This is a genomic window from Mycolicibacterium boenickei, assembly GCF_010731295.1.
Classification (GTDB): Bacteria; Actinomycetota; Actinomycetes; order Mycobacteriales; family Mycobacteriaceae; genus Mycobacterium; species Mycobacterium boenickei.
This window is the reverse complement of record NZ_AP022579.1, coordinates 1133642-1158407: the sequence shown is the minus strand read 5'-3', so window position 1 is coordinate 1158407 and position 24766 is coordinate 1133642. Positions and strand designations below refer to the sequence as shown.

Annotated in this window: 27 protein-coding genes; 16 read left to right on the top strand and 11 right to left on the bottom strand. The window is 68.3% G+C overall.

What is annotated here, in order from left to right; all coding sequences use genetic code 11:
- Positions 1–106 precede the first annotated feature (106 nt).
- On the bottom strand, positions 107–544 hold the full coding sequence (locus G6N57_RS05350) for a DUF4383 domain-containing protein (RefSeq protein WP_077739602.1): 438 nt from the start codon (positions 542–544) through the stop codon (positions 107–109).
- A 60-nt stretch (positions 545–604) separates the two neighbouring features.
- Between G6N57_RS05350 and G6N57_RS05345 the strand changes: the two genes are divergently transcribed.
- Entirely contained in the window at positions 605–1090 is a 486-nt protein-coding gene (locus G6N57_RS05345; protein WP_077739601.1) for a GNAT family N-acetyltransferase, read from the top strand.
- A 3-nt stretch (positions 1091–1093) separates the two neighbouring features.
- Here the strand turns inward: G6N57_RS05345 and G6N57_RS05340 are convergent, their stop codons facing one another.
- Positions 1094–2641 carry an acyl-CoA carboxylase subunit beta gene (locus G6N57_RS05340; protein ID WP_077739600.1) on the bottom strand — a complete coding sequence of 516 codons (1548 nt, stop codon included), beginning with the start codon at positions 2639–2641 and terminating at the stop codon, positions 1094–1096.
- Positions 2642–2690: 49 nt separating this feature from the next.
- Between G6N57_RS05340 and G6N57_RS05335 the strand changes: the two genes are divergently transcribed.
- Entirely contained in the window at positions 2691–3146 is a 456-nt protein-coding gene (locus G6N57_RS05335; RefSeq protein WP_077741772.1) for a PPOX class F420-dependent oxidoreductase, read from the top strand.
- Between the two features lie 7 nt (positions 3147–3153).
- Here the strand turns inward: G6N57_RS05335 and lipE are convergent, their stop codons facing one another.
- The 5 genes from lipE to G6N57_RS05310 are packed head-to-tail and all read right to left on the bottom strand — an operon-like array spanning position 3154 to position 6573.
- A complete protein-coding gene (gene lipE / locus G6N57_RS05330) occupies positions 3154–4398 on the bottom strand; it encodes a lipase LipE (protein ID WP_077739599.1) in 1245 nt (414 codons plus the stop codon).
- Positions 4395–4880, bottom strand: a complete 486-nt coding sequence (locus G6N57_RS05325; RefSeq protein ID WP_077739598.1) for a peroxynitrite isomerase — start codon at positions 4878–4880, stop codon at positions 4395–4397. The genes lipE and G6N57_RS05325 overlap by 4 nt, the downstream gene beginning before the upstream one ends.
- A gap of 21 nt (positions 4881–4901) precedes the next feature.
- Positions 4902–5537, bottom strand: coding sequence for an SRPBCC family protein (locus G6N57_RS05320; RefSeq protein WP_077739597.1), 636 nt, complete (start codon positions 5535–5537; stop codon positions 4902–4904).
- Positions 5534–5887: an ArsR/SmtB family transcription factor gene (locus G6N57_RS05315; protein ID WP_077739596.1), complete on the bottom strand. Its 354-nt coding sequence runs from the start codon at positions 5885–5887 to the stop codon at positions 5534–5536. Before G6N57_RS05315 ends, G6N57_RS05320 begins: the two co-directional genes overlap by 4 nt.
- A gap of 32 nt (positions 5888–5919) precedes the next feature.
- Positions 5920–6573 (bottom strand): class I SAM-dependent methyltransferase, encoded by a 654-nt coding sequence (locus G6N57_RS05310; protein ID WP_077739595.1) that lies wholly within the window; start codon positions 6571–6573, stop codon positions 5920–5922.
- Positions 6574–6635: 62 nt separating this feature from the next.
- On the opposite strand from G6N57_RS05310, the gene G6N57_RS05305 reads away from it, so the two are divergent.
- Entirely contained in the window at positions 6636–7178 is a 543-nt protein-coding gene (locus tag G6N57_RS05305) for a hypothetical protein (protein WP_077739594.1), read from the top strand.
- 99 nt (positions 7179–7277) lie between these two features.
- A complete protein-coding gene (locus tag G6N57_RS05300) occupies positions 7278–8678 on the top strand; it encodes a PepSY-associated TM helix domain-containing protein (RefSeq protein ID WP_077739593.1) in 1401 nt (466 codons plus the stop codon).
- On the opposite strand, the gene G6N57_RS05295 is transcribed toward G6N57_RS05300, so the two are convergent.
- On the bottom strand, positions 8675–9775 hold the full coding sequence (locus tag G6N57_RS05295; protein ID WP_077739592.1) for a helix-turn-helix domain-containing protein: 1101 nt from the start codon (positions 9773–9775) through the stop codon (positions 8675–8677). The two genes, G6N57_RS05300 and G6N57_RS05295, sit on opposite strands and share 4 nt — an antisense overlap.
- Positions 9776–9918: 143 nt before the next feature.
- Between G6N57_RS05295 and G6N57_RS31630 the strand changes: the two genes are divergently transcribed.
- Positions 9919–10077: a hypothetical protein gene (locus G6N57_RS31630; RefSeq protein WP_165777780.1), complete on the top strand. Its 159-nt coding sequence runs from the start codon at positions 9919–9921 to the stop codon at positions 10075–10077.
- A 50-nt stretch (positions 10078–10127) separates the two neighbouring features.
- Entirely contained in the window at positions 10128–10796 is a 669-nt protein-coding gene (locus tag G6N57_RS05290; protein WP_077741771.1) for a GNAT family N-acetyltransferase, read from the top strand.
- A gap of 22 nt (positions 10797–10818) precedes the next feature.
- On the opposite strand, the gene G6N57_RS05285 is transcribed toward G6N57_RS05290, so the two are convergent.
- The gene (locus G6N57_RS05285) at positions 10819–11406 is read right to left on the bottom strand and encodes a TetR/AcrR family transcriptional regulator (protein ID WP_077739591.1); all 588 of its coding nucleotides are present in this window, start codon (positions 11404–11406) and stop codon (positions 10819–10821) included.
- Positions 11407–11519: 113 nt separating this feature from the next.
- On the opposite strand from G6N57_RS05285, the gene G6N57_RS05280 reads away from it, so the two are divergent.
- The 6 genes from G6N57_RS05280 to G6N57_RS05255 are packed head-to-tail and all read left to right on the top strand — an operon-like array spanning position 11520 to position 17678.
- Positions 11520–12527, top strand: coding sequence for an NAD-dependent epimerase/dehydratase family protein (locus tag G6N57_RS05280; RefSeq protein WP_077739590.1), 1008 nt, complete (start codon positions 11520–11522; stop codon positions 12525–12527).
- On the top strand, positions 12524–14755 hold the full coding sequence (locus tag G6N57_RS05275) for an acyl-CoA dehydrogenase family protein (protein WP_077739589.1): 2232 nt from the start codon (positions 12524–12526) through the stop codon (positions 14753–14755). Before G6N57_RS05280 ends, G6N57_RS05275 begins: the two co-directional genes overlap by 4 nt.
- A gap of 9 nt (positions 14756–14764) precedes the next feature.
- On the top strand, positions 14765–15985 hold the full coding sequence (locus G6N57_RS05270; RefSeq protein ID WP_077739588.1) for a thiolase family protein: 1221 nt from the start codon (positions 14765–14767) through the stop codon (positions 15983–15985).
- Between the two features lie 4 nt (positions 15986–15989).
- Positions 15990–16412 (top strand): Zn-ribbon domain-containing OB-fold protein, encoded by a 423-nt coding sequence (locus G6N57_RS05265; RefSeq protein ID WP_077739587.1) that lies wholly within the window; start codon positions 15990–15992, stop codon positions 16410–16412.
- Positions 16413–16456: 44 nt separating this feature from the next.
- Positions 16457–16735, top strand: coding sequence for a hypothetical protein (locus G6N57_RS05260; protein WP_065459017.1), 279 nt, complete (start codon positions 16457–16459; stop codon positions 16733–16735).
- 52 nt (positions 16736–16787) lie between these two features.
- Positions 16788–17678 carry an SDR family NAD(P)-dependent oxidoreductase gene (locus G6N57_RS05255; protein ID WP_077739586.1) on the top strand — a complete coding sequence of 297 codons (891 nt, stop codon included), beginning with the start codon at positions 16788–16790 and terminating at the stop codon, positions 17676–17678.
- On the opposite strand, the gene G6N57_RS05250 is transcribed toward G6N57_RS05255, so the two are convergent.
- On the bottom strand, positions 17675–18349 hold the full coding sequence (locus G6N57_RS05250) for an enoyl-CoA hydratase-related protein (RefSeq protein WP_077739585.1): 675 nt from the start codon (positions 18347–18349) through the stop codon (positions 17675–17677). The two genes, G6N57_RS05255 and G6N57_RS05250, sit on opposite strands and share 4 nt — an antisense overlap.
- Positions 18333–18977, bottom strand: coding sequence for a TetR/AcrR family transcriptional regulator (locus tag G6N57_RS05245; protein WP_097926165.1), 645 nt, complete (start codon positions 18975–18977; stop codon positions 18333–18335). The genes G6N57_RS05250 and G6N57_RS05245 overlap by 17 nt, the downstream gene beginning before the upstream one ends.
- 103 nt (positions 18978–19080) lie before the next feature.
- Here G6N57_RS05245 and G6N57_RS05240 point away from each other — a divergent pair, with 103 nt between their 5' ends.
- The 4 genes from G6N57_RS05240 to G6N57_RS05225 all read left to right on the top strand — a co-directional run bounded on the left by G6N57_RS05240 (position 19081) and on the right by G6N57_RS05225 (position 24766).
- Positions 19081–19803 (top strand): TetR/AcrR family transcriptional regulator, encoded by a 723-nt coding sequence (locus G6N57_RS05240; protein ID WP_077739583.1) that lies wholly within the window; start codon positions 19081–19083, stop codon positions 19801–19803.
- A complete protein-coding gene (locus tag G6N57_RS05235; RefSeq protein WP_077739582.1) occupies positions 19803–22379 on the top strand; it encodes an ABC transporter ATP-binding protein/permease in 2577 nt (858 codons plus the stop codon). Before G6N57_RS05240 ends, G6N57_RS05235 begins: the two co-directional genes overlap by 1 nt.
- A complete protein-coding gene (locus G6N57_RS05230) occupies positions 22376–24112 on the top strand; it encodes an ABC transporter ATP-binding protein (RefSeq protein ID WP_077739581.1) in 1737 nt (578 codons plus the stop codon). The genes G6N57_RS05235 and G6N57_RS05230 overlap by 4 nt, the downstream gene beginning before the upstream one ends.
- A 150-nt stretch (positions 24113–24262) precedes the next feature.
- Positions 24263–24766: a hypothetical protein gene (locus G6N57_RS05225; RefSeq protein WP_077739580.1), complete on the top strand. Its 504-nt coding sequence runs from the start codon at positions 24263–24265 to the stop codon at positions 24764–24766.

Below are 24766 nucleotides of genomic sequence, written 5' to 3'. Positions count from 1 at the left end.
TTGAAATGTCTCAGAGACCGGTCGGCATTCTTAATTGATCGTGATCTGCGCCGCCGGGCGTAGTGACCGAATTGTTATCCAGGTACCGCACAGCTAACCGATCGGTTCACCGTTTCAGGGTTAGCCCGGACAGGGAATTGCGGAGGCCGCCGTCGCGGTAGATCTGCACACCGGCCACGGCCAGCATGATCGCGGCGGTTGCCAGGTGTACGACCGCGTCGGTGATGTTGTTCGGGAAGGCGAATATGAGGGCCACCTGGTTCGAGAAGAACGCCCAGATTCCCGGCAGCGCTCCGGCCGCCGCGGCCAAAAGGAGATAGAGCACGGCCCAGGATTTTCGCAGGCACAAAATCAGGCCGGGGCCGAACAATGCCAGCCCGGCCACTGCATGCCAGCCGTTGTAGTCCATCCCGAGAATGGGTGTGGTGGGCGCGTCCGGGCCGATGGCGAAACTCGGCTCGGCAATGAACCCGATGATTGCCTGGACCACGTGGAACAGCGAGATGATCAGCAGTCCCCATTGAGCGAAACTCCACTGCCGCATATCGGCGACGCTACGTCTACTACAGCGTGTAGTCAATGGTTCGAGTCGTATGGTCGGGGAGTGCAGATCCGTGCCGCTACGCCCAGTGACATCGGCGAGATCGCGCCGTTCTTCCGCGCCATCGTGGCCGACGGGGAAAGTTACACCTATCCAGAAGGCTTGACCGACGAACAGATTCGCGAAGTGTGGCCGGCTCCCGAACCCGGCCACACCATCGTCGCGGTCGTCGACGGCACCATCGTCGGCACGGCACGGATGGGGCCCAACAAGCCCGGCCGCGGTGACCATGTCGGCACCGCGAGCTTCATGGTGGACCCGGCCTCGTCCGCCCGCGGCGTCGGGCGGGCCATGGCGCAGTGGGTGATCGACTGGCACCGGGAAAACGGTTACCGGGCAATCCAGTTCAATGCTGTCGTGGAGACGAACGTGCGGGCGGTGCGACTCTGGGAGGACCTGGGCTTCCGGATCATCGGCACCGTCCCCAAGGCGTACCGCTCCCGTACCCACGGCCCGGTCGGCCTGCACATCATGTACCTGGAGCTGTGAGCGTCACCAGGTGTCGACGAACCGCCGAGGCGGCGCGAGTCGTTCGTGCTGAGCGGCGGCGGCCAGAGTGGCGGCGATCAGTCCGCGGGTCTCGGCCGGATCGATGACATCGTCGATCTCGAACAGCGAGGCGGAGTTGAGCGCTCGGGCGTTCTCCTCGGCTGCCGCGGTGGCGGCCCGCACCGCCCGCTCGCGCTCGTCGTCGTCGGCGATGGCCTCCAGTTCTTTGCGCAGGCCCAGCCGCACCGCCCCTTCCAGACCCATCGGACCCAGGTGGGCACCGGGCCAGGCGACCGTGAGCAGCGGCTCGTGCAGGCTGCCGCCGCACATCGCCTGTGCCCCAAGGCCGTAACCGCGCCGCAGGATCACCGCGATCAGCGGCACCGTGAGTGCCGCGCCGGCCACCAGCAGGCGTGAACCCCGCCGCACCAGGGCGTCGGCCTCGGCTGCCGGGCCGACCATGTAACCGGGACAATCGACCAGTGAGACGACCGGCAGGCCGAATGCGTTGCACAGCTGCAGGAACCGGGCGGCCTTGTCCGAGGCTGCGGCCGTGATGGCACCGGCCATCACCATGGTGTTGTTGGCGATGATGCCGACCGGCCTGCCGTCGATGCACGCCAGGGCGGTCACCATCTCCGGGGCGAACTTCTCCCGGAGGAAGGTGACCGAGTCGGTGTCGGCGAGTGTCTCGATGATCGGCGCCACCGGGTAGGAACGCCGGGCGCGTTCGGGAATCATTGTGCGCAAGGCAGTTTGGTCGGCGGCGGGTCCGGAGTCGCCGGCTCCGGTGAAGTAGCCCATCAGCTTCTTGGTTGCCGCGACGGCGTGCGTCTCGTCCGCCACCACGACGTCGACGACGCCGTTGGGCGCCTGTACCGAGATGGGGCCGACATCATCGGGTGCGACGTCACCGAGCCCGCCGCCGGCGATCATCGCGGGCCCGCCCATCCCGATCGAGCTGTCCTGGGTGGCGACGATCAGGTCGGCAGCTCCGGCGATCACCGCGTTGCCGGCGAAACACCGGCCTTTGACCACGGCGATGCGGGGCACCAGGCCGGACAGGCCGGCCCACAACGCGAACGCCCGGACCTCGAGCGAAGAGACCGTGGGGATGTCGGTGTCACCCGGGCGGCCGCCGCCGCCCTCGGCGAAGAACACCGTCGGCAGCTTCATCCGCTCGATGATCTCGAACAGCCGGTCCTTCTTGCGATGGCCAAGAGCGCCTTGGGTTCCGGCGAGCACGGTGTAGTCGTAGGACAGCACCGCGCACGCCGCGCCGCCGATCCGTGCGGTCCCGGCCAGCAGACCGTCGGCGGGGGTCCGTTCGATGAGGTCGTCGAGGGCGCGGCGCTGCCGCTGCGCCGCGATCGCGAACCGTCCATATTCGACGAAGGACCCCTCATCGACCAGGTCGGCGATGTTCTCGCGGGCGGTGCGTCCCCCGGCCGCGTGGCGGCGGGCGACGGCGTCGGGCCGGCCGGCGTCCTGCGTCAACGCTCTCCGGCGCAGCAATTCGGTGAGGTCGTCGCGGAGTGGTTCGTCGGGCATCGGCAGGCTCCTGGAATAGGGGGCGGGTGGCCGGAGGTTGCGCACACATGTGACCGCCACCTCATCATCTAACCCGGCCGCTGACTCGTTCGATCCGCACGACCTGCTGGCCGAGGCCCGCCTGGGCGTGTTGGCCACGATCAAGGCCTCAGGTATCCCGCAGTTGTCGCCGGTGACGCCGTTCTACGACCGGGCGGCCGGCGTCATCTACGTGTCGATGACCGAGGGCCGCGCGAAGACCGTCAATCTGCGTCGCGACCCCCGGGCCGCTCTGGAAGTGACCAGTGCCGACGGCTGGGCCTGGGCGACCGCCGAAGGACCGGTGACGTTGACGGGCCCGGGCACCGATCCGCACGGCCCCGAGGTCGAGGCGCTGGTCGACTACTACCGCAGCGCGGCGGGGGAGCACCCCGACTGGGACGAGTACCGGTCGGTGATGGTGTCCGATCGGCGGGTGCTGATGAAACTGACCGTCGAGCGGGCGTACGGGGAGAAGCTGCGCTGACCCGGCCTCAACCGACCGGGATCTCGGTGGCGATCCGGTCCAGCACCGCGGGATAACGGTTGGCCTCGCGGTGGGCCCCGGGCTTTCCGCTGCTGACGATGGCTGCCGAGAGGCTGCGCTGCGGGTCGGCCCACACCGCGATGTCGACCAGTCCGGTGTGCCCGAACGCCGACGGCGTGTTGCGCCCGAACGGCCCGAAACGCTTGCCGCCCAGCATGTAGCCGGTGCCCCAGCGCATCGGCTTCAGCCCGGTCGCCACATCCGGTCGCATCCGCCGGGCCGGCGCCGTCGCTGCCCGCAGCGTCTCCGGCTTCATGATCCGCACCCCGTCGAGTTCGCCTCCGCGGCGCAGGATCTCGGCGAACCGGGACAGTTCGTCGGCGTTGGACACGGTGGTCGACGACGGGATGACGCTGGTCAGGAACAACGGGGTGTTGCTCAGCGGGATGATCCGGTCCAGTGTGCCGCCGACCGCGGCCCGGAATGCGGCGGCGATCGGCGCGGGCAGCGGCTTGCCCGTGACATGGCTGGGTGCCACCAGCGGAACCTCTTCCGGCGCAACGCCGTAATTCGTCCACCGGAATCCCAGCGGGTTGAGAATCTCGTCGGCCAGGATGTCGCGGATGTTGCGGCCGGTCGCCGCCGAGACGATCTCACGGACCAGCGGACCCCAGGTCAGGCCGTGGTAGATGTGCACGAGGCCGGGTCGGTACACCGGTTTGAGCAGCGCCAGCTGCTCGCGGGTGTACTCGCTGTCGTCGACGCGGGTGACGTCCGGACGCGGTCCGGTGTGGATCGGCACCCCGGCACTGTGGGTGATCACGTGCCGGATCGTGGTGCGGTCCTTGCCGTGGCTGGTGTAGTTGGGCAGGTAATCGCAGACCCGGTCATCGAGGGAGAAATGCCCCTGCTCGACGAGCATGTGCACCACCGTCGTGCTGATCGCCTTGGCTGCCGAATAGACGCAGAACGGCGTTGTGGTGGTGACGGGGATCTTCTCGGCATCCGGGGCATCGGTGGGGCCGTTGCCCCAGCCGTGGCCGATCGCGCGGTTCAGCACCGTTTTTCCGTTGCGTCGCAGGCAAACCTGGATGGCCGGATGCAGGCCGGACCCGTACCAGTACCGGACCGATTCCCAGATCCGCTCGATTGCCAACGGGTCGATCTCCGAATGGTCCTCTTCGCCGATGTCGGTGACCGAGTCGAGGTCCGACGGGAGGGCGATCTTGCCGGTCGGTGCTGGTTGGCTCATTCGCTCTTCCTGGTCAGGGTCGCGGAAAGGTGGTGTTGCAGTGGCTGACCGACAGCACCCATCTGCAGGTCGTACGTCAGCTGATCGCCGGCGACGCGGACGGAGCGTGACAGTGCCGCAACGTTTTTGGCTGTTGCGGTCAGCCCGATGGTGGTCGCGGCCAGCTCCATGTCGATGCGCCCGTCTTCGACGCGCACCGTGCCCTCCTGGATCTCGGTGATGCCGGTCGGATGCGCCAGCACCCATTCGACCCGGCCGGGCGCCGGGACCCGGAGGTACCCGGTCTCGGCGTGCAGCGGCCGGCCGTCGTCGCGGGCCCTGGTGCGCTGGCTGTAGGTCAGGAACGGCTTGCCGACGTGGCCGAAGGTGATCTCCTCGAGGTACTCGAACGAGTCGATCGTCGGATACTCGCCCGCCCCGGGACCGGCCCAGGTACCGAGCAGCGGAGCCAGCACGGTCAGGTTCGGGTGGAGGTCGGGCACAACGACAGGGTACGGCCCGGCTCAGGTGGCGGTGTAGGCCGCAGCGGTACGGTCCGCCGCGGCGCGGGCCTGTGCCGGGTCCTCGCCGGCGGCCAGGTCCGCCTGGTACCAGAGTTCGCTCGCCGCGGTCATGAACGCGCGGCCTTCGTCGCCGGCCGCCCAGGCCGCGCCCTCCTCCGGAGTGATGCGGTCCCCGCCGCTGAGGTAGCCGGCGAGGCCGAGAAGCCCGGAGTCCCAACCGACTCCGACGGCTCCCGGCCCGAACTGCAACCAGAACTCGTCGTCGTCGCCGGAGTGCATGATGTGGTCGAGCGTGAAGGTGGCCCGGTTCTCACCGGCTTCGGTGATCGTGACCTCGACCCAACTGGTCGCTCCCATGGACTCCCACGTCGTCGTGAAGGTTCGTGGCGGGTCGCAGCTCAGCACCTCACCGGCCGCATTGCCCTCCAACTGGAATCGGCCGCCCACCTGCAGGTCGCCGGTGATCGGCAGGAACCAGCGGGGGATCCGCTCGATGCTGGTGCAGGCATCCCACAGATCGGCGGCATCGGTGTCGTAGGTCTGGCTGACGCTCACGACGCGCGCTTCGCGGGCCTCGAACGTCTTGCGGCCCACCCTGCGGCGCACGGAGTTGAGTTGCTGCTGGACGTCGATCATGGGGAGGTCTCCTTGTTCGTGGTTCTGCGTCGTTCCCGCTTGCCCCGTGCGATCTCGGTCGCCAGTGCGTCCAGGTGCGGTGTCCAGTTGCGCCGAAACCGCTCCAGCCACTGGTCGACCTCACGCAACGGTCCGGTGTCGACGCGGTACAGGCGACGCGTGCCTGCGGCCCGGACGCTGGCGAAACCGTTGTCCCGCAACACCTTGAGATGCTGGGACACCGCCGGCTGGCTGATGTCGAACTCGGCGCGGATCACCTCGGTGATGGCCCCGGATGACAGCTCGTCGGTTTGGATGAGCTCCAGGATCCGCCTGCGCACCGGATCTCCGAGGATGTCGAAGGCGTGCACGAGATCAGACTAAAAGCTGGCGCTTATATAAGTCAAGAGTGATCTTTGACGTCGCGAGCATGCGCGATGACCATGGCCTGGGCCGTGGGCTCATCCAGCTGCGCCTGCCGCGCCCGCTTGGTCGTGGCGTACACGGTGAAGCCCGACCGTTCCAGGGCGTCGCACACCATGGCGGTGTCGTGTCGCAGGAAGGTCAGATTCACGTCCCGGCCGAAGGCCTGGTCGTAGACCGCCGTCTCGCCCTCGGTCTGGAACGCCAGCAGCAGCCAACCCGGATCGGTCAGGACGCGGCGGTACTCCGCGAACAGCTCGGGCAGTGCCTCGCCCGGCGTGTGGATGATCGAGTACCACGCGCACACCGCGTCGAACGTCTCCGCCTCGAACGGCAGGTCGAACATGTCGGCGGTCTGAAACCGCACCTCCGGCCACTGTTGCCGGGCGAGGGCGATCATCGCCGCAGAGCCGTCGACACCTTCGGTGCGCAGCCCGCAGGAGGCCAGCTCGGCGGCGGCCTGGCCGGGCCCGCATCCCACGTCGAGGGCCCGCGTGCCGCCGGACCGCACCGCCAGCTCCGCGAAGGAGTGCAGGATCGCGCGATCGAGGGGCCGGGATTCGAACCCGTTGGGGAACGTCCGGGCGTACTCATCGGCGATCACTTCGTACTGCTCGTATGCCTGGGCACCCACGGCGCCCAACTCTAGGGCTCGAGGCCGGAAGCCCAGCTCAGGCGCACGGTAAGGTTCCGCGGGTGAGCACGTCAGCCGAACAAGCCGCGCGTCTGCGCGGTGGTTTGGTCGGTGCGTGCTCGGGACTGACCGCAACCGTGGCGCACACCGCGGCCGGCGGCATGGCCCCGACGAGCAGCCCGCTGATCGTGTTGGTGTTGCTGTGCGCGGCCCTCGGTGCGGCCGTCGGTGGGCTGAACCCGCAGACGCGCTCGGTCAAGACCGGTCTACTGATCGCCGCTCTCGGCGCCGGGCAGCTGCTCGGTCACTTCGCCTTGGCGATGGCAGGCGGGCATCATCACGGTCCATCGCTTCTCAGCGCGCCCATGGCCGGGATGCACGTCGCCGCGGCGGTGGGCCTCGGCCTGGTGATCGGTGTGGCCGAGTACCTGTTCGTGGTCGGCGCCTCGGTGCTCACCTGGTTGCGGATCTTCGCCGCCGCCCGGATCCGCCCGTTGATCCGTGTGCTCTGGTGGTCTTCGAGTGCGGTTGTGCCGCGGCCGGTTCTGCTGCGCGCCGGTCTGGGGATGCGGGCGCCTCCGGCAGTGCCCGGCCTGGGCCTCTGACGCCCACTTCTGCATTTTGAGCCCGTCCGTCGGACGGGCTGTTACCTGTTTGTGCGCCCGCGCACTTTCCCCACAGTTCTTTTCTGCGAAGGCATTTCCATGACCATCACCCCTGACGATCGACTGCGCGAGGAATCACCTCCGCCTGCCACAACCCATTCCATTCGCCCCCTTCTGGTGCGGCTGCACTTCTACGCCGGCGTGTTCGTCGGCCCGTTCATCCTGCTCGCAGCCGTCACCGGTCTGCTCTACGCGCTGATTCCGCAGATCGACACGTTCGTCTACCGGCATGAGCTGACTGTCGAGCGCGTCGGGACCGAGCGTCTGCCACTGGCCCAACAGCTCGCCGCCGCCCGCCACGCGCATCCCGAAGGCACCGTGGAGAGCATCCGCCCGCCCGCCGCCGCTGACGAGACCACCCAGATCAGGCTGCTGGTGGGGCCGGAATTCAAGGACGTCCCACCGGACTACTCACGCACGGTGTTCGTCGATCCGTACACCGGTGAGGTACGCGGGGCGCTCACCACCTACGGGCAGTGGATGCCGGTGCGGGCCTGGTTCGACGAGCTGCACCGCAACCTGCACCTCGGAGCGTTCGGGCGCAATTACAGCGAGCTGGCGGCCAGCTGGATGTGGGTGATCGCCCTGGCCGGGCTCGCCCTGTGGATCATGCGGCGCCGGGAGAACCGCACGATGCGCGATCTGGTGCTGCCCGACCGGAGCGCCTCGGGTCGTCGACGCACGCTGTCCTGGCACGGCGCGGTAGGGGTGTGGACGATCGCGGTGCTGTTGGCGCTGTCGGTGTCGGGTATCACCTGGTCGCGGTATGCGGGGGAGACGGTCAACGGCATCCAGGCGCAATTGAACACGACGGCACCGGGCGTTGACACGTCTCTCTCCGGAGCGCCGGCCGCCGAGGCTGCACACCACGGTCACCACGGCGGCCAGTCACAACTGAGCGGCGCCGACACCGTGCTGCGGACCGCCGAGCAGGCCGGGCTGCGCGGCCCGATGTGGATGTACCCGCCGACCGAAGCCGGTCAAGCCTGGAAAGTGGCTGAGCGCAAACGCGATTGGCCTACCCGTGCCGACGAGATCGCCGTCGACCCCGATTCCGGCGCGCTGACCGACCGGGTGAACTTCGCACAGTGGCCGCTGCTGGCCAAGCTCACGGACTGGACGATCGACGCCCACATGGGCCTGTTGTTCGGGATTGCCAACCAGATCGTGTTGGCGCTGACCATGGTCGGGCTGATCACCGTCATCGTGCGTGGCTACCGGATGTGGTGGCAGCGCAGGCCCACCCGTGGTTCGGCGTGGGCGGTGGGGCGTGCGCCGCTGCGTGGGGCGCTGAGCCAGTTGCCGCCCTGGGGCAGCGTGGTGGTCGTCGTGGTCGCGGCCGTCATCGGCTGGGCCCTGCCGTTGTTCGGGTTGAGCCTGGTGGCCTTCCTGCTGGTGGACACGATCGTCGCGGTCCGGAAGCGGCGCGCAGCTGACTAGGCCACCGGGCGCAGGGTGAGCAGCAGCCGCACCAGTTCCACCTGGCGGTGGGTGTCGGTCTTGTCGAATATCCGGTGCAGATGGGTGCGCACCGTGGTGATCGATATCGAGAGGTCCTCGGCGATGTGTTTGGGGTCGGCACCGTGGGCGACCCGCAGGGCGATGTCGGCCTCGGTGCGGGTCAGGTGATACAGGCGTTGCAGAAGTGCCGTGCTGGGTTCGGGTTCGTTGGCAGGATCGACCAGTACCACCAGCGCCCGGCGCCGGTCCGGCTCCTCCCGGCGGTGCAACGGCAGGATGTGCAGGATGAACGGCCTTGTGTCCGATGGTCTTTGGACCGTGAACGAGTAGCCGCCGCGAATGTTGTCGGAGGTGCCGGTCAGCGCTGAGTTGAGCGCCCGGTTCAGGATCCGGTTGGTCGTCGTGCCGGCTGCTGTGAGGCGACCGGCGGTCAGCTGGAGTCCGTCGGAGCCGCGGAGGGCCTTCTCGGCGGCCGCGTTGAGGTTGAGCACCTGCCCGTTCGGTCCCACCACGACGATGCCATGGTCCACCGAATCCAGGGCGGCGTGCAGGTCGGCGTCCTCGTGGGCGAAGTCGTCGAGGGCGCCTTGGGCCCGCAGCGCCTGTTGCAGATGCGGGACCAGCCCGCTGATCTGCCGGATCCTCTCCCTGGTGCCGAACGGCTCCGCGGTTTCGGCGGTGTGCAGCAGGAAGCACACGGGGTGCGAGCCTCGGGACAGCCGGATGAACAGGCCGTCCTCCAGTTCGTTGGGATGCAGCCAGTCGGTGTAGAACTCTGTCTGCCGAATCGGGTTGACCAGTTCTGTTCCGGTGCGGACGGTACCGACCGCGCCCGCTTCCACGGCGGCCATCGGGGAGTCGAGTCGGTGGTAGTAGGCGGCATAGCTGGTGGCCGCGCCGACCGGCAGGATCGAGTTCTGGATCGACCACACCGACTTGTCGGCGGTGAGCAGTGCACCGCCGTTGCCGCCGATGGTGCGATGGATGTCGCGGATCGTGGACTCCCAGTGCTGGGGAGCGATTGCGGCGGCGTAGATGCCGGCTACCAGGCGCGAGAATCCTTCGACCGTGAACATGCCACGGGCCCCGATTCGTTCGTCGTTGAGTACATGGTCGTCGCCTGACGCCAGAGTAAACCAAAGTCGATATCAACCGGATGGATGATGTTTCGCCGACGGCGGGATGGTTTTCTGCGGGGACCAGCGAAGGGGGGACCCGCATGTTTTCGTTCACCCAGTCACGCCCGATGGCAGCTGCCCATCCGCCGTGGCATCTGCCGATCGACGGCCACGACCACGGCCGCCATCCGTTCGAGTGCGCATCGCGGTTGATCTATTTCGAGTGGTCGGAGATGGCGCGCGAAATGGACCGGCTCTGAGCTGACGGTTGCCCTGCACAGAGGGCACAGTGCTGATCTACTCTCGCGGTATGACCGATCACGACAAAGCCGCGGCGCGGCGCGAAATTGCCGACGCTCTGCTCAACGCCCTCAACCGGCGCCACGAGGTGCTCGACGTGATCGTGGACGCCGATGACCGCGCGGCGGCCGTCGAGGCGGTTGCTCAGCTTCTGGGCACCTCGCACGCGGCGTCGGAGGCGGTGGTGGGGCTGTCGTTCGCACAGATCACCAAGGATTCGCGGAAGGCGATCGCCGCCGAACTCGACGACCTGAACAGCCAGCTCAGTTTCACGGTGGCCGAGCGCCCGGCCGCCTCGGGCGAATCGCTCGAGTTGCGGGCGTTCAGCGCCGATTCGGACCGCGACATCTTCGTCGCCAGGACCACCGACGTCGGTGCCTCCGGTGACGGGTCGGGTGCGCCGGCGGCCGATGTGGACGACGAGATCCGCGCTGCCCTGCGCCGGGTGGACGCCGAAGAGGCCGCCTGGTTCGTGGCGCTTGAGGGCGACCAGAAGGTCGGGATGGTGTTCGGCGAACTGACCCACGGCGAGGTCAACGTCCGAATCTGGATCCACCCGGACTTCCGCAAGCGTGGCTACGGCACCGCGGCGCTGCGCAAGTGTCGCTCGGAGATGGCGACGTACTTCCCGGCCGTGCCGATGGTGGTGCGGGCACCGGGCGCCGTTCCCGGCGCATAACCCGGGCGTCTTAGTCGGCGGTCTACGTGCGCAGGCTCGTCACGATGAGGCGGGCCATATCTTCGGCCCGTTGCCGCGAGTAGTTCCGGCCCTCCGACAGGATGGGATAGACCACGCCGCCGAGGAGTGCGTCAGCGGCGGCCGAGGCCAGGTCGGCATCGATGTGGTCGGCCAGCAGCCGGTTGCGCGCCGACTCGACCAGCGGCCGGCTGAAACCCGCCCGCAGCCGCTCGGCGGTGTCCTCGTGTTCGAGTGAGGCGGCCGTCAGGATGCGCAGCATCGCGTTGCCGCGCTTGGAGGTGAGCGCCGCCGCCAGCGTTCCGGCCCAGGACATCAGGTCCGCGGTGACGTCGTCGGTGTGCGGCATGGCGGCGAGGATCTTGTCCGCGTCCTCCAGCAGCACGTCGGCGACCAGTGCGGGCCGGCTGGGCCACCAGCGGTAGATGGTCTGCTTGCCGACTCCGGCCCGGGCGGCGACCGCCTCGATACTCAGCCCGTCGAAACCCTTGTCCAGCAGTAGCGCGCGGGTGGCCTCGATGATGGCCACCCGCGATCTCTCGCTGCGCCGCCGCGGAGGCACGGCCTCGTCGGTGATCGGGGTCATCGGCATGTCCTGGTCGGTCCTTTGCAGGGATCTTTACACGGAAAGCTACCCACCGTAGTCTCCCACAAGACGAGACGTAGCGTCTCGTGAATAACGGAGAACGACGAACGCAAGGGCGCATGGCAAAAAAGAAACTGGTCATCGGGGCCAGCGGATTCCTCGGCTCGCATGTCGCCCGGCGGCTGGTCGAGCGCGGCGAGGACGTCCGGGTGCTCATTCGCAGCACCAGCTCCACCCGCGGGATCGACGACCTCGACGTGGAGCGGGTCTACGGCGACATCTTCGACCCCGAGTCGGTGCGCGACGCGATGGATGACTGCGACGTCGTGTACTACTGCGTCGTCGACGCCAGGGCCTGGCTGAGCGACCCGGCACCGCTGTGGCGGACCAATGTCGAAGGACTGCAAGAGGTCCTGGATGTCGCGGTCGAAGCGGGGCTGAGCAAGTTCGTCTTCACCAGCTCGATCGCCACCATCGGTATCGCCGAATCAGGCTGCGCCACCGAGGATCTGCCGCACAACTGGCTCGACGTGGGCGGCGACTACGTGCACACCCGGGTGCTGGCCGAACAGATGGTGCTTCGCTATGCCCGTGAGCACGGCCTGCCCGCGGTCGCGATGTGTGTGTCCAATACCTATGGTCCCGGCGACTGGCTGCCGACGCCGCACGGGGGTCTGGTCGCCGCGGCGGTTCGCGGCCGGATGCCGTTCTACGTCAAGGGCGCGGCGGCAGAGACCGTCGGCATCGCCGACGCCGCCGAGGCGCTGATCCTGGCCGGTGAGCGGGGCCGCGTCGGCGAACGCTACATCGTGTCCGAACGTTTCATGACCGCCCGGGAGATCTATCAAACCGCCTGTGCGGCGGTAGATGTCGAGCCACCCCGGCGCGGGATCCCGGTCCGGGTGCTGGCGGCCGCCGGGGCGGTGGTCGATCCGCTGGCCCGGCTCCGCAAGAAGGAGAACCAGCTCAGCCCGCTGACCGTGCGATTGATGCACGTGATGTCGCCGATGGACCACGGCAAAGCGGTCAGGGAACTCGGCTGGCAGCCACGACCGACCACCGAGGCCATCGCCGAAGGCGCACGGTTTTTCACATCCAGCTCATTCACATCGAGGCGACACGCATGACCACCTACGTCTCCATCGCCCTGACACCCGAACAGCAGCAGTTGAGTGAGGCGGTCACGCAGTTCGCGGGGCGGCATGCGCCCATCGACGCGACCCGGGCCGGGTTGGACCAGCTGGCGGCCGGCGAGCTGCCGTCGTGGTGGGGTGCTCTGGTGGACAACGGCTTTCACGCCGTGCACCTGCCCGAAGCCGTGGGCGGGCAGGGCGGCGGGCTGGACGACATGGCCTGCGTGCTGGAGGCCGCGGGTGCGACGCTGTTGCCTGGTCCGCTGCTCACCACGGCGATCGCCGGGGCGGCCGTAAGGTCGCAGCAGGGTCCGGCGGCCCAGACCTTGCTCAAGGAGCTCGCCGAAGGTGCCACCGCTGTCGCGGTGGCTGGCGAGCAGTCGGACTTTCTGGGCCGGCGCGACGGCGACGGCTGGCGCCTCACCGGGTCGTCGGGCCTGACCTTGGGAATGTGCTCCGTGCAGCACGTCGTGGTGCCGTTCGCCGACGAGGCGGGCGCCGTGCTCTGGGCGGTGGTGAATCCGGTTGCGGAGCAGATCGAATCGCGCCGCGGCACCGACCTGACCACGGATCTGGGGATCCTGAACCTGAGCGATCACGCGGTGTCCGCGACCGCGGTGCTGACCGGGATGGATACCGAACTCGTCACCGGGCTGACCGTCGCGTTCACCGCCTCCGCGGCGGCAGGCATCACCCAATGGTGTGTGGAGACCGTCACCGAGCATCTGCGCACCCGCGAACAGTTCGGAAAGCCGATCGGGACGTTCCAGGCGTTGCAGCACAAGGCGGCCATGCTGCTGGTGAACAGCGCGCTGGCGACGGCGGCGGCCTGGGATGCGGTACGCGCCCTCAACGGATCCACGGACACCGACCAGCACCGGCTGACCGCTTGCTCGGCCGCGGTACGGGCGGTGATGCCGGTTCCCGGTCTGGTGCTCGAGGCGCTCACCATGTTGGGCGCGATCGGGTTCACCTGGGAACACGACCTGCACCTGTACTGGAGGCGGGCCACCAGCCTGGCGGCATCGATCGGGCCCGTGTCGCGATGGACCCGCAACCTGGGCGAGTTGTCGGCGACCGCCACGCGGGACATGACGGTGCACCTCGGTGAGGCCGACGGCGAATTCCGGGCTCGGGTCAGTGAAACCCTGGACCGCGCACTCACCCTGTCCGACAACGGTTTCAGTCGCCAAGGCGACTACCCGGAGTTCGCGGTCGGGGCACGGCGGGAGTTGCTGGCCGAGGCCGGGTTGATCGCCCCGCACTGGCCGGCACCGTGGGGGTGCGACGCGACGGTGCGCCAGCAGCTCATCGTGGACGAGGAGTTCGGAAAGCGCGCCGCCCTGGTGCGGCCGTCGGTGGGTATCGCCGAGTGGATCCTGCCGAGCCTGATGACAGCCGGATCTACGGAACTGCAGGAGCGTTTCGTGCCGACCACGCTGCGCGGGGAGCTGTCGTGGTGTCAGCTGTTCAGTGAGCCCGGAGCGGGATCGGACCTGGCCTCGCTGAGCACCCGCGCGGTGCGGGTCGAAGGCGGGTGGCGGATCAACGGGCACAAGATCTGGACCTCGCTGGCGCACCGGGCCGATTTCGGTGCATTGCTGGCCCGGACCGATCCCGACGCTGCCAAGCACCGGGGTATCGGCTACTTCATCCTCGACATGCGTTCGCCCGGAGTGGAATTCCGCCAGATCACGCAATCCAGCGGGCGGGCCGAGTTCAACGAGGTGTTCCTGACCGACGTCTTCGTACCCGACGAGATGCTGTTGGGCGATCCCGCGTCGGGCTGGCAGCTGGCGATCAGCACCATGGCGCACGAGCGCGTGGCGATCAGCGGTTACGTCAACATCGACCGGATAGGGGCGCTGCGCGATCTGGTTGGGGTGAGCCCTGATCCGGATCCGGTGCTGCACGCCATCGGCGAGATCGACGCCTACACCAATGCGCTCAAGGCGCTCGGGGTGCGGGAGACGCTGCGCCTGCTCGACGGGCAGGTGCCGGGGCCGGCGTCGAGCATCGCGAAGGTCGCCACCAACGTGATGTTGCGGCGGGCGGCCGAACTCACGCTGGGGCTCACGGGGCCGCTGGCATTGGAACAGGACAGCCAACCCGCGGTGGTGGCGCCCTACCTCGACCTACCCGCCGAGCTGATCGGCGGCGGCACCACAGAGATTCAGCTCAACATCATCGCCCAGCTGATCCTGGGCCTACCCCGCAAGTGAGGAGTGCGTATGAGACCGCGTAGGGGATTGCAGGGCGACGCCGCGATCGTCGGCTACGTCGAGTTGCCGCCCGAACGGTTGTCGAAAGCCTCGCCTGCTCCATTTACCTTGGAACAGTGGGCCCTGCTGGCGGCGGCCGCGCTGGAGGATGCCGGTCTGTCCGCTGAGCAGGTCGACGGCATCGTCACCTCGCATCTGGGCGAGTCGGAGATCTTCGTACCGTCGACGGTGGCCGAATACCTGGGCGTGCGAGCGAACTTCGCCGAGTTGCTCGATCTCGGCGGGGCGAGCGCCGCGGGCATGGTGTGGCGGGCGGCCGCCGCGATCGAGCTCGGCCTCTGCGACGTCGTGCTGTGCGCCCTGCCTGCGCGTTACATCACCCCGAGCTCGGAGCTGAAGCCGAAGACGTTGACCGATGCCGTGTTCTTCGGCTCGTCCAGCAACCAATTCGGTTCACCGCAGGCCGAATTCGAGATTCCGTACGGCAACCTCGGCCAGAACGGCCCGTACGGGCAGGTGGCCCAGCGCTATGCCCACGAGTACGGCTACGACGAGCGGGCGATGGCAAAGATCGTGGTGGACCAGCGGTTCAACGCCAACCACACCGACGGCGCCATCTGGAAAGACACCCCGCTGAGTGTCGAGGACGTCCTGGCAAGTCCGGTGATCGCCGATCCGCTGCACATGCTGGAGATCGTGATGCCGTGTGTCGGCGGGGCGGCCGTCGTCGTGGCCAGCGCCGAGGTCGCCGCGCGCGCCCGCAACCGGCCGGTGTGGATCAAGGGTTTCGGTGAACACGTGCCGTTCAAGACACCCACGTATGCCGAGGACCTGCTCGATACGCCGATCCGCAAGGCGGCCGACACGGCGTTCGGGATGACCGGGTTGACCCGCGAGGACATGGACATGGTGTCCATCTACGACTGCTACACGATCACGGTGCTGCTCAGCCTGGAAGACGCCGGGTTCTGCGAGAAGGGCAAGGGCATGTCTTTCGTGACCGACCACGATCTGACGTTCCGCGGCGATTTCCCGCTGAACACCGCCGGCGGCCAACTCGGTTTCGGGCAAGCAGGTTTGGCCGGCGGCATGCACCACGTGTGCGATGCCACGCGACAGATCATGGGCCGTGCTGGGGCCGCCCAAGTCGCCGACTGCCATCGCGCGTTCGTGTCCGGCAACGGCGGCATCCTGTCCGAGCAAACCACCCTGATCCTGGAAGGTGAGTGAACCGATGACCGGATTCGCCCGGCCCATGCCGGTGAAAACCCCTACCAGTGCACCGTTCTGGGATGCGTTGGCTGAGCACCGCATCGTCGTCCAGTACTCGCCGTCGACGCAGGCCTACGTGTTCTATCCCCGCGTGCTGGCGCCGCGCACCCTCGCCGATGACCTGGAGTGGCGGGAGATCTCGGGGATGGGCACGCTGTATTCGTTCACCGTGGCCCGCCGCCCGGTCGGCCCGCACTTCGCCGACGCCGTTCCGCAAATTCTGGGTATCGTGGAATGGGATGAGGGTCCGCGGTTCTCGACGGAAATCGTTGACGTCGCACCCGAGGAACTCAGTGTGGGAATGCGGCTCAAGCCCGTTTTCTGCGATTACCCGGACGCCCTTGCCGGGACTGGTGTGACAATGCTGCGCTACACGCGGGCTTGATCACATCACTTGGCAGGAGGCTCACAGGAGAGGAGTATGGAGTCATGCTAACCATACGAAAACTCATGGGGTCAGTGTTCGTAGCGGGAGCCGCGGTGGCGATTGCAGCAGGACCGACCGCCGCACTTATGACTGACGCGCCCGCAACGACGATCAGTGCTCAACCCAGCGGTGGCGGTGACGCCGGCGGTGGCGGTGGCTGCGACAGCGGACCCGGCTGGCAGGGCTGCGGTGGCTGGAACCCGGCCCAGGGTGGCTGGGGTCACGGCTGCCTCAACGGCATCTGCGGTGGCTGGGACGGCCAGCGCGGCTGGGGCAACTGATAACCCGGTGTGGATCGTCCCGGCATGAGCGTGCCGGGATGACCACGCTCGCATGACCACACATTGGACGCCCGGTCGTCTCGGCGATCTGACCGGGACACGCGTCATCGTGACCGGCGCGACCAACGGGGTCGGTCTCGGCACCGCCAGGGCGCTGGCGCACGCAGGCGCGCACGTGATCCTTGCGGTGCGCAACACCGCGCTGGGCGCACAACGTTCGGCAGAGATCGGCGGATCCACCGAGGTGATCGAGCTCGACCTCGCCGATCTCTCGTCGGTGCAGGCCTTTCCGGGACGCCTCGATGGCGAGGTCGACATCCTGATCAACAACGCCGGTGCGCTCTCGCAGCACCGGATCGACACGGTCGATGGTTTCGAGATGACCATCGGCACCAACCTGCTCGGGCCGTTTGCGTTGACGAACCTGCTGTTCGGCAGGATCCGCAGGCAGATCGTCAATGTCGGCTCGGAAGCACACAGGTCGGCGACACTGCGGCTCGACGATATGCACCTGCGCCACCACAAATGGACGGTGATGGGCGCCTACGGCCGGTCGAAGCTGGCCGTCATGCTGTGGGGCCTTGAACTCGACCGCCGGTTGCGGGCCGCCAAATCACCGGTGGTCACCCAACTCACGCATCCGGGCTGGGTGGCCTCCAACCTGCCCAACGTCTCCGACAAACCGTTGATGAGCGCGGTGCAGCGCGGCGTCAAGGCGGTGGCCGACGTGTTCGCCAACGACATCGACGCCGGGGCGGCGCCGACGCTGTATTGCCTGAGCGAACCGATCCCGCCGGGAAGCTACGTCGGTGTCGACGGCAGATTCGGACTGCGCGGCGGGCCCGTGCTGATCGGCCGCTCCGCGGTGGCCTGCGACTACGAAATCGCCGCAGGGGTCGTCGAATTCGCCGAGCGGGAGACCGGAACCGCCATTCCGGTCTAGCCGGCCGTTCCCGACTGGACGGATGTCAGGGCCGCGACGGCGGGACCGAACATGCCCTGCTTGATCGCTCCCAGCGTGCCGGAGTCCTTGCCGCCCAACGGGCGCAGCAGATCTGTGGCCGTCGTGGTCACCGTGCCTTCGCGTGCGGTGGCATCGACCAAACCGTAGGCGTGAGCGTCGACTCCGCCGAACCGGCGACCCGTCGTCATGGACGCGACCGCGGCCTGCGGGGTCAGCTTGGCCTGGATCAGCGCGGCCATTCCCGGGGTGAACGGGATGCGGATGTCCACCTCGGGGAAGCAGAAGAAGCCGCGGTCGTCACGCATGACGCGGAAGTCGTGGGCGACGGCGAGCATGGCGCCGGCACCGAAGGCATGCCCGACCACCGCGGCAGCCGTCGGGATCGGCAACGTCAGCACCCGCGCCAGTAGACCCTGCACCCGGCCCACGTACCAGTCGCCCTGATCGCTATGGGCGCCAAGCCAATCCAGATCCAGGCCGTTGGAGTAGAACTTGCTGTCGGCGGTCGTCACCAGGCCGTGTGCGCCCTTGGCCAGGATCGCATCCAGATGGGCGTCGACCTCATCGAGGAATTCCGGCGAGAACCGGTTTTCGTCGTCGCCGAGATCGAGGATGGCGATCTCGCCGTCGTAGTCAAGGGTTGTCGTCATGGGATTCCTTTCTTCGGGGGAGTTTCGGCGTATGCCTGGGGCCCGGGCCCACCGCCAGTACGGCGGCAACTGCCGCATTGAGGTGATCGCGGGCGGTTGGGTCGTCGAGGCGGTTGCGGTGGAGCAGGACGGCCGTCGGCAGGTCGACGATGCACGTCGTCACGGTGTCCACGGCGGCCCGGTCGCGCCGGTCCCACGCCGCTGCCGCGAGCTCGATCATCAAGTCCACCAACTGCTTTTCCAGCTCGCGTGCCTGCTCGGCCAGCTCGGCCGGAAGGTCATGGCCGAGCACCTGCTCGCGCCGGACCTGCAGTAGCAGCCGTGCCGAGGCGGCGTGGCGCTCGGCGAATATCACGGGCGCGTAGGCCGCCGCGGCGATCGCGTCGGCGCCCTGCTGTGCCGACTCGACCAGTTCCCGCTGCAGCGCCAGAAACCGCCGTCCGGCGCGCAGCCAGACCTGCCCGAGCAGACCTGCCCGCGAGCCGAACGAGTGATACAACGCGCCGTTGGACAGCCCGACCGTGTCACTGATCGCCCGGATCGTCACCGCTGCCGGCCCGGAGTGCACGGCCAGGGCCTCGGCGGCATCGAGGACCGCATCGGGGTCGTAGAGACGAGGCCGTGGCACCGGATCACCATAACAGAGCAAACGCTCTGTTACTGGAGGGAGCGGTTGACTGGGACTAAGGTGACCCTTAGTTTGTGGGGGTAACTTTCCTGTGGAGGTAGTAGTGACCGGATCCGGGGTCCCCGCGCGGGTCGCGCGCGTGGGTGGGCGCCCGCCGCTGATCACGGTGTCCGACATCGTCGCCGCGGGACGCGAGCTCGGCATGCGAAACCTGAGCGTCAACGCGGTGGCCACGCGGCTCGGCGTCTCGGCGACCGCGCTGTACCGCCACATCACCGGCCGCTGGGAGCTTGAACGCCTGGTCGGGGAGAGCCTGCTCGCGGAGCTCGAGTTCACCGACGACCCAGCCTGGTCCGTCGAAGACCACCTGCTGGCATTCGGGGTGACCGTGCACCGCTACGCCCTGGCCAACCCCGGCCTGGCCACCTACATGCAGGTGCTGTTCCCGCGCGGGGAGTCCGGCGACCGGCTGCTGGCCGACGAGATCGCCGCGTTGGGCCGGCGCGGTTACGCGGCCGAGGCCGCCGCATTGCTGACCAGTTCGGTGGCCGTGCTGGCCATCGGGCTGGCCGCCCAGCACGAGCTCAAGGCCGAGGCCAGCGGCGGCGACGACGGATTCGTCCTGGAACGCGACGCCGCCGCCGAACGGCTGGCCGGCGACGCGGCGCTGGGCCCGGTACACACCGCGGGCGCGCGACTGCGCAGTCCGCAGTACCTGGAACTTCTGATGAACGCACTGATCCGGGGACTGTTGACGTCCGTGGTCCCCGGCCGGGCGATTACCGACATCGTGGCGGATCTGACCGCCAGGGGAGGGGACCGCTGATGGCACGCGGATTTCAGGGAGTGATGATGCGCGGCTTCGGCGCGCGTGATCACCAGGCGACGGTGGTCGAAACCATCTACCTGACGCCGAACCTGGTGCGCCTGCGCATGGTGTCGCCGACGGTGTTCGAGGACGCCGTGGCCGAACCGACGTCGTACCTGCGGTTCTGGGTTCCGGACCCCGACGGCTCGAAGACCGAGTTCCAGCGCGGTTACACGATGTCCGAAATGGATCCGGCCACCGGTCATTTCGCCGTCGACGTGGTGCTGCACGAACCGTCGGGCCCGGCGTCGAAATGGGCCAGGGCCGCCAAGCCGGGCGACTCCATCCCGGTGATGAGCCTCGGGTCGACGGGGTTCACCGTGCCGGAGGAGCTGCCCGCCGGCTATCTGCTGATCGGTGACGCGGCGGCCACCCCCGCCATCAACGGCATCATCGGCGCACTGCCCCAAGACATCCCGATCGAGGTCTATCTCGAGGAGCACGACGAGAACGACCTCTTGATCCCGATCGCCGAGCACCCGCGGCTGCGGGTGCACTGGGTCAAGCGCCATGACACGACGTCACTGGCCGCAGCGATCGAGGCCAGGGACTGGTCGGATTGGTATTGCTGGGTGACGCCGGAGGCCGGCTCACTCAAACATCTGCGCACGCGGTTGAAGGACGAGTTCGGCTTTCCCAAGTCCGAACTGCACGCCCAGGCCTACTGGACCGAAGGCCGCGCCATGGGCACCGATCGCACCGAGGAGACCGAGAACCCAGCCGAGCCGGAAACCGCTGTGGCCGAGCCCGTTCCCGCGCCGGCGGCTGCCGCGGCGTCCCGCGGAACCTGGCGCGCACAGGGCGCGGGCCGACTACTGGCCCCGCTGAAAACCCCGCTGATCATCTCGGGGGTACTGCAGGCGATCATCACGCTGATCCAGCTCGCTCCCTTCGTGCTGCTGGTCGAACTCGCTCGGCTGCTCCTGGCCGGCGCCGAGGAATCCCGGTTGTGGACACTGGGTTTGACCGCCGTGTGGCTGCTGGGTCTCGGTGCCTTGCTGGGAGCCGGACTCACCCTGTGGCTGCACCGCCTTGACGCAAAGTTCGCCCGTGACCTGCGGACCCGGCTGCTGACCAAGATGTCGCGGCTGCCGCTGGGGTGGTTCACCGCGCGGGGCTCCGGCTCGATCAAGCAACTGGTGCAGGACGACACCCTGTCGCTGCACTACCTGGTGACCCACGCGATCCCGGACGCGGTGGCTGCGGTGGTGGCACCGGTGGCCGTGCTCGTCTACCTGTTCGCCGTCGACTGGCGGCTGGCCCTCGTGCTCTTCATCCCGGTGCTCACCTACCTGGTGCTGATGTCGGTGATGACGATCCAGTCCGGCGCCAAGATCGGGCAGGCGCAGCGCTGGGCCGACCGCATGAGCGGGGAGGCGGGCGCCTACCTCGAAGGCCAGCCCGTCGTGCGGGTGTTCGGCGGGGCGGCGTCGTCGAGTTTCCGTCGCCGCCTCGACGAGTACATCGGCTTCCTGGTCGGCTGGCAGCGCCCCTTCACCGGCAAGAAATCCTTGATGGACCTGGTGACCCGGCCGGGCACCTTCCTGTGGCTGATCGTCGCCGTCGGCACCCCGATGATCATCGGCGGCTCGATGGACCCGGTCGACCTGCTGCCGTTCCTGTTGCTGGGCACCACGTTCGGGGTTCGGCTGCTCGGCGTCGGATACGGGCTCGGCGGGATCCGCGGCGGCATGCTGGCCGCGCGTCGCATCCAGAACGCGCTCGACGAGGCGGACCTGGGGCTGCTTGAGCAGCAGGGCGCGGCGGGCGCACCCGGTGGCGTGGAGTTCGCTCGCGTGACCTTCGGGTACCGGCCGAGCGTCCCGGTGATCAAGGACGTATCGCTGACCTTGCGCCCGGGCACCGTGACCGCGCTGGTCGGCCCGTCGGGGTCGGGCAAGTCCACGCTCGCGGCGCTGCTGGCCCGCTTCCACGATGTCGACTCCGGGTCGATCCAGTTGGACGGCAAGGATGTTCGATCGTTGCCGGCCGACGAGCTGTACCGCCGGGTCGGGTTCGTGCTGCAGGAAACCCAGCTCGTGGCAGGCACCGTCGCCGAGAACATCGCGCTGGCCGACCCGGAGGCCGACCAGGCGCGGATCGAGCAGGCCGCCCGCGACGCCCAGATCCACGAGCGCATCCTGCGGCTGCCCGACGGGTACCAGACGGTGCTCTCGGCGTCGTCGGCACTGTCCGGCGGTGAACGGCAGCGGTTGACCATCGCCAGGGCCATCCTGGCCGACACCCCGGTGCTGATCCTGGACGAGGCCACGGCCTTCGCCGACCCGGAGTCGGAATACCTTGTGCAGCAGGCACTCAACCGGCTGACCAAAGACCGTACCGTCCTGGTGATCGCCCACCGGCTGCACACGATCACCCACGCGGACCAGATCGTGGTTCTCGACGCCGGGCAGATCGCCGAGACCGGCACGCATGAAGAACTGCTGGCCGCGGGCGGGCGCTACCGCCAGCTCTGGCAGACCGGACAATCCCTGCGCCCCGGCGATACCGTCACGGCAGGAGAGGCCCGATGATCCGCACCCTGATCGCCCTCATCCCGGCGGACCGCCGCGGGAAGGTCGGCATCTACGCCGCGCTCACGCTGGCCTCGGTGGTGATCCGCGCGGCCGGCACCGTGCTGTTGATCCCCCTGGTGGCGGCCTTGTTCAGCGACGTGCCGCGCGACGCTCTGCCCTGGCTGGGCTGGCTCACCGCCGCGACCGTGATCGGCTGGATCGTCGACACCGCGACCTCGCGGCTCGGGTTCGACCTCGGCTTCGCACTGCTGGACCACACTCAGCACGACGTGGCCGACCGGCTGCCGAGCATCAGGATGGACTGGCTGGGTGGCGATGGCGGCTCGAACACCGCCAACGCCCGCCAGGCGATCGCCGCCACCGGACCGGAACTGGTCGGCATGGTGGTCAACCTGCTCACGCCGCTGATCGGAGCGATTCTGCTGCCTGCGGCCATTGCCGTTGCGCTGCTGTTCATCTCGGTTCGCCTCGGGCTGGCCGCGCTGGCCGGTGTGGTGATCCTGCTCGGCGCGTTCTGGGCCTCGGGCCGGTTGAGCCGCAAGGCCGACAGTGTGGCCGACGAGACGAACCGGGCGTTCACCGAACGCATCATCGAGTTCGCCCGCACCCAGCAGGCCCTGCGTGCGGCCCGACGGGTGGAGCCGGCCCGCAGCATGGTGGGCGATGCGCTGGCCGCGCAGCACGGGGCCAGCATGCGGCTGCTGCTGATGCAGGTGCCCGGACAGCTGTTGTTCAGCCTGGCCAGCCAACTGGCGCTGCTGATCCTGGCCGGTATGGCCACCTTCCTGACGGTGCGCGGCGCCCTCGGCGTGCCCGAGGCGATCGCGATGATCGTCGTCGCCGCGCGCTATCTCGAGCCGTTCACCTCGCTCTCGGAGCTGGCCCCGGCGATCGAATCCACCCGGGCCTCGCTCGGCCGGATCCGCGCCGTCCTGGATGCTCCCGTGATGGCCACCGGGACCGCCACGTTGTCCGCGGACACCGCGCCCCGCATCGAATTCGACCGGGTGACTTTCGGTTACGGAACCAACCCGGTGCTTGAGGATGTCAGCTTCGCCCTGGAGCCCGGCGGCACCACCGCGATCGTCGGCCCGTCCGGATCGGGGAAGAGCACCATCCTGTCGCTCATCGCGGGGCTGCACCAGCCGACCGCAGGGCGGGTGCTGATCGACGGGGTCGACACCGCCCGGATGGACGCCGAAACACGTAGGGCGGCAACGAGCGTGGTGTTCCAGCACCCCTACCTGTTCGACGGGACCATTCGGGAAAACATCCTGGTCGGCGATCCGAATGCCGATGCCGAGCAGCTCGCGAGCGCGGCGCGGCTGGCTCGCGTGGATGAGCTGACCGACCGGCTGCCCGACGGTGACGGCGCCAAGGTCGGCGAAGCCGGGACAGCGCTGTCCGGTGGCGAGCGGCAGCGGGTCAGCATCGCCCGTGCCCTGGTCAAACCGGCGCCGGTGCTACTGGTGGACGAGGCGACCAGCGCGCTGGACACCGAGAACGAGGCCGCGGTGGTCGATGCGCTCACCGCCGACGAGCGGTCCAGGACCCGCGTGATCGTCGCACACCGGCTGGCCAGCATCCGGCACGCTGACCGGGTGCTGTTCCTCGACGGCGGACGAATCGTCGAGGACGGCACCATCGAGGAACTGCTGGCCGCGCGCGGACGGTTCGACGAGTTCTGGAACCAGCAGCGCGAGGCCGCGGACTGGCAGATCACCCACTAGCCGCGTACCAGCCGATCGGATACTTGAACCGAACCTACTGTAACTATTACAGTTGGGCGTCCCGGAATGACATCGGGACAGGTTGCCGATCCGGTGGGAGGTCACGTTGACGACTTCGCAGGTGGTACTCGACCGGGTTGGGTTGCGGCGATGAAGGGTGAAAAGGGCAGTGGTGCCGTCACCTACCGCATGCACGTGATCGCCGGTGATGCCGCGGAACTGGCCGCGAACGCCGGGGGACTGATCGTCGACCGGATGATGAGCGGTTGGCGAGTGAGCGTGCAGCTCCTCGAGAACTCCGACGCGCCGGCTGACACCCGACCGGTCCAGATTCTCGGCGCCGAGCTCGTCGACGCGGCGGCATCACCCGGGCCCCCGGACGAGGAACAGTGTGTCCTGGTGATGGGTGCCGAGGCGTATGCGCGCGCGATTTCCGGTGACGGTCACCAGATCCCCACCGGCTGTGCCGAGGTCCTGGTCTGGGGTGAATCGCCGGATCCGAGCCACCTGTTCGGGCACAGCCTCAGTGCGGCCGCACGGGCATTCAAGTCACTCGCCGTCACCGCCGCGAGCATCCCCGCCGACCAAGTGTCCGCCGCAGAGGCCTTCACGTCGATGAACGCAAAGGGCGGTGGAGTACCTCTTCGCGCCTGA

Coding starts and splice junctions, on each gene's coding strand:
- G6N57_RS05350 (WP_077739602.1), bottom strand. CDS start 544: ATGCGGCAGTGGAGTTTCGCTCAATGGGGACTGCTGATCATCTCGCTG.
- G6N57_RS05340 (WP_077739600.1), bottom strand. CDS start 2,641: ATGCCCGACGAACCACTCCGCGACGACCTCACCGAATTGCTGCGCCGG.
- lipE (WP_077739599.1), bottom strand. CDS start 4,398: ATGAGCCAACCAGCACCGACCGGCAAGATCGCCCTCCCGTCGGACCTC.
- G6N57_RS05320 (WP_077739597.1), bottom strand. CDS start 5,537: ATGATCGACGTCCAGCAGCAACTCAACTCCGTGCGCCGCAGGGTGGGC.
- G6N57_RS05300 (WP_077739593.1), top strand. CDS start 7,278: ATGACCATCACCCCTGACGATCGACTGCGCGAGGAATCACCTCCGCCT.
- G6N57_RS05295 (WP_077739592.1), bottom strand. CDS start 9,775: ATGTTCACGGTCGAAGGATTCTCGCGCCTGGTAGCCGGCATCTACGCC.
- G6N57_RS31630 (WP_165777780.1), top strand. CDS start 9,919: ATGTTTTCGTTCACCCAGTCACGCCCGATGGCAGCTGCCCATCCGCCG.
- G6N57_RS05290 (WP_077741771.1), top strand. CDS start 10,128: ATGACCGATCACGACAAAGCCGCGGCGCGGCGCGAAATTGCCGACGCT.
- G6N57_RS05285 (WP_077739591.1), bottom strand. CDS start 11,406: ATGCCGATGACCCCGATCACCGACGAGGCCGTGCCTCCGCGGCGGCGC.
- G6N57_RS05280 (WP_077739590.1), top strand. CDS start 11,520: ATGGCAAAAAAGAAACTGGTCATCGGGGCCAGCGGATTCCTCGGCTCG.
- G6N57_RS05275 (WP_077739589.1), top strand. CDS start 12,524: ATGACCACCTACGTCTCCATCGCCCTGACACCCGAACAGCAGCAGTTG.
- G6N57_RS05270 (WP_077739588.1), top strand. CDS start 14,765: ATGAGACCGCGTAGGGGATTGCAGGGCGACGCCGCGATCGTCGGCTAC.
- G6N57_RS05265 (WP_077739587.1), top strand. CDS start 15,990: ATGACCGGATTCGCCCGGCCCATGCCGGTGAAAACCCCTACCAGTGCA.
- G6N57_RS05260 (WP_065459017.1), top strand. CDS start 16,457: ATGCTAACCATACGAAAACTCATGGGGTCAGTGTTCGTAGCGGGAGCC.
- G6N57_RS05255 (WP_077739586.1), top strand. CDS start 16,788: ATGACCACACATTGGACGCCCGGTCGTCTCGGCGATCTGACCGGGACA.
- G6N57_RS05250 (WP_077739585.1), bottom strand. CDS start 18,349: ATGACGACAACCCTTGACTACGACGGCGAGATCGCCATCCTCGATCTC.
- G6N57_RS05235 (WP_077739582.1), top strand. CDS start 19,803: ATGGCACGCGGATTTCAGGGAGTGATGATGCGCGGCTTCGGCGCGCGT.
- G6N57_RS05230 (WP_077739581.1), top strand. CDS start 22,376: ATGATCCGCACCCTGATCGCCCTCATCCCGGCGGACCGCCGCGGGAAG.
- G6N57_RS05225 (WP_077739580.1), top strand. CDS start 24,263: ATGAAGGGTGAAAAGGGCAGTGGTGCCGTCACCTACCGCATGCACGTG.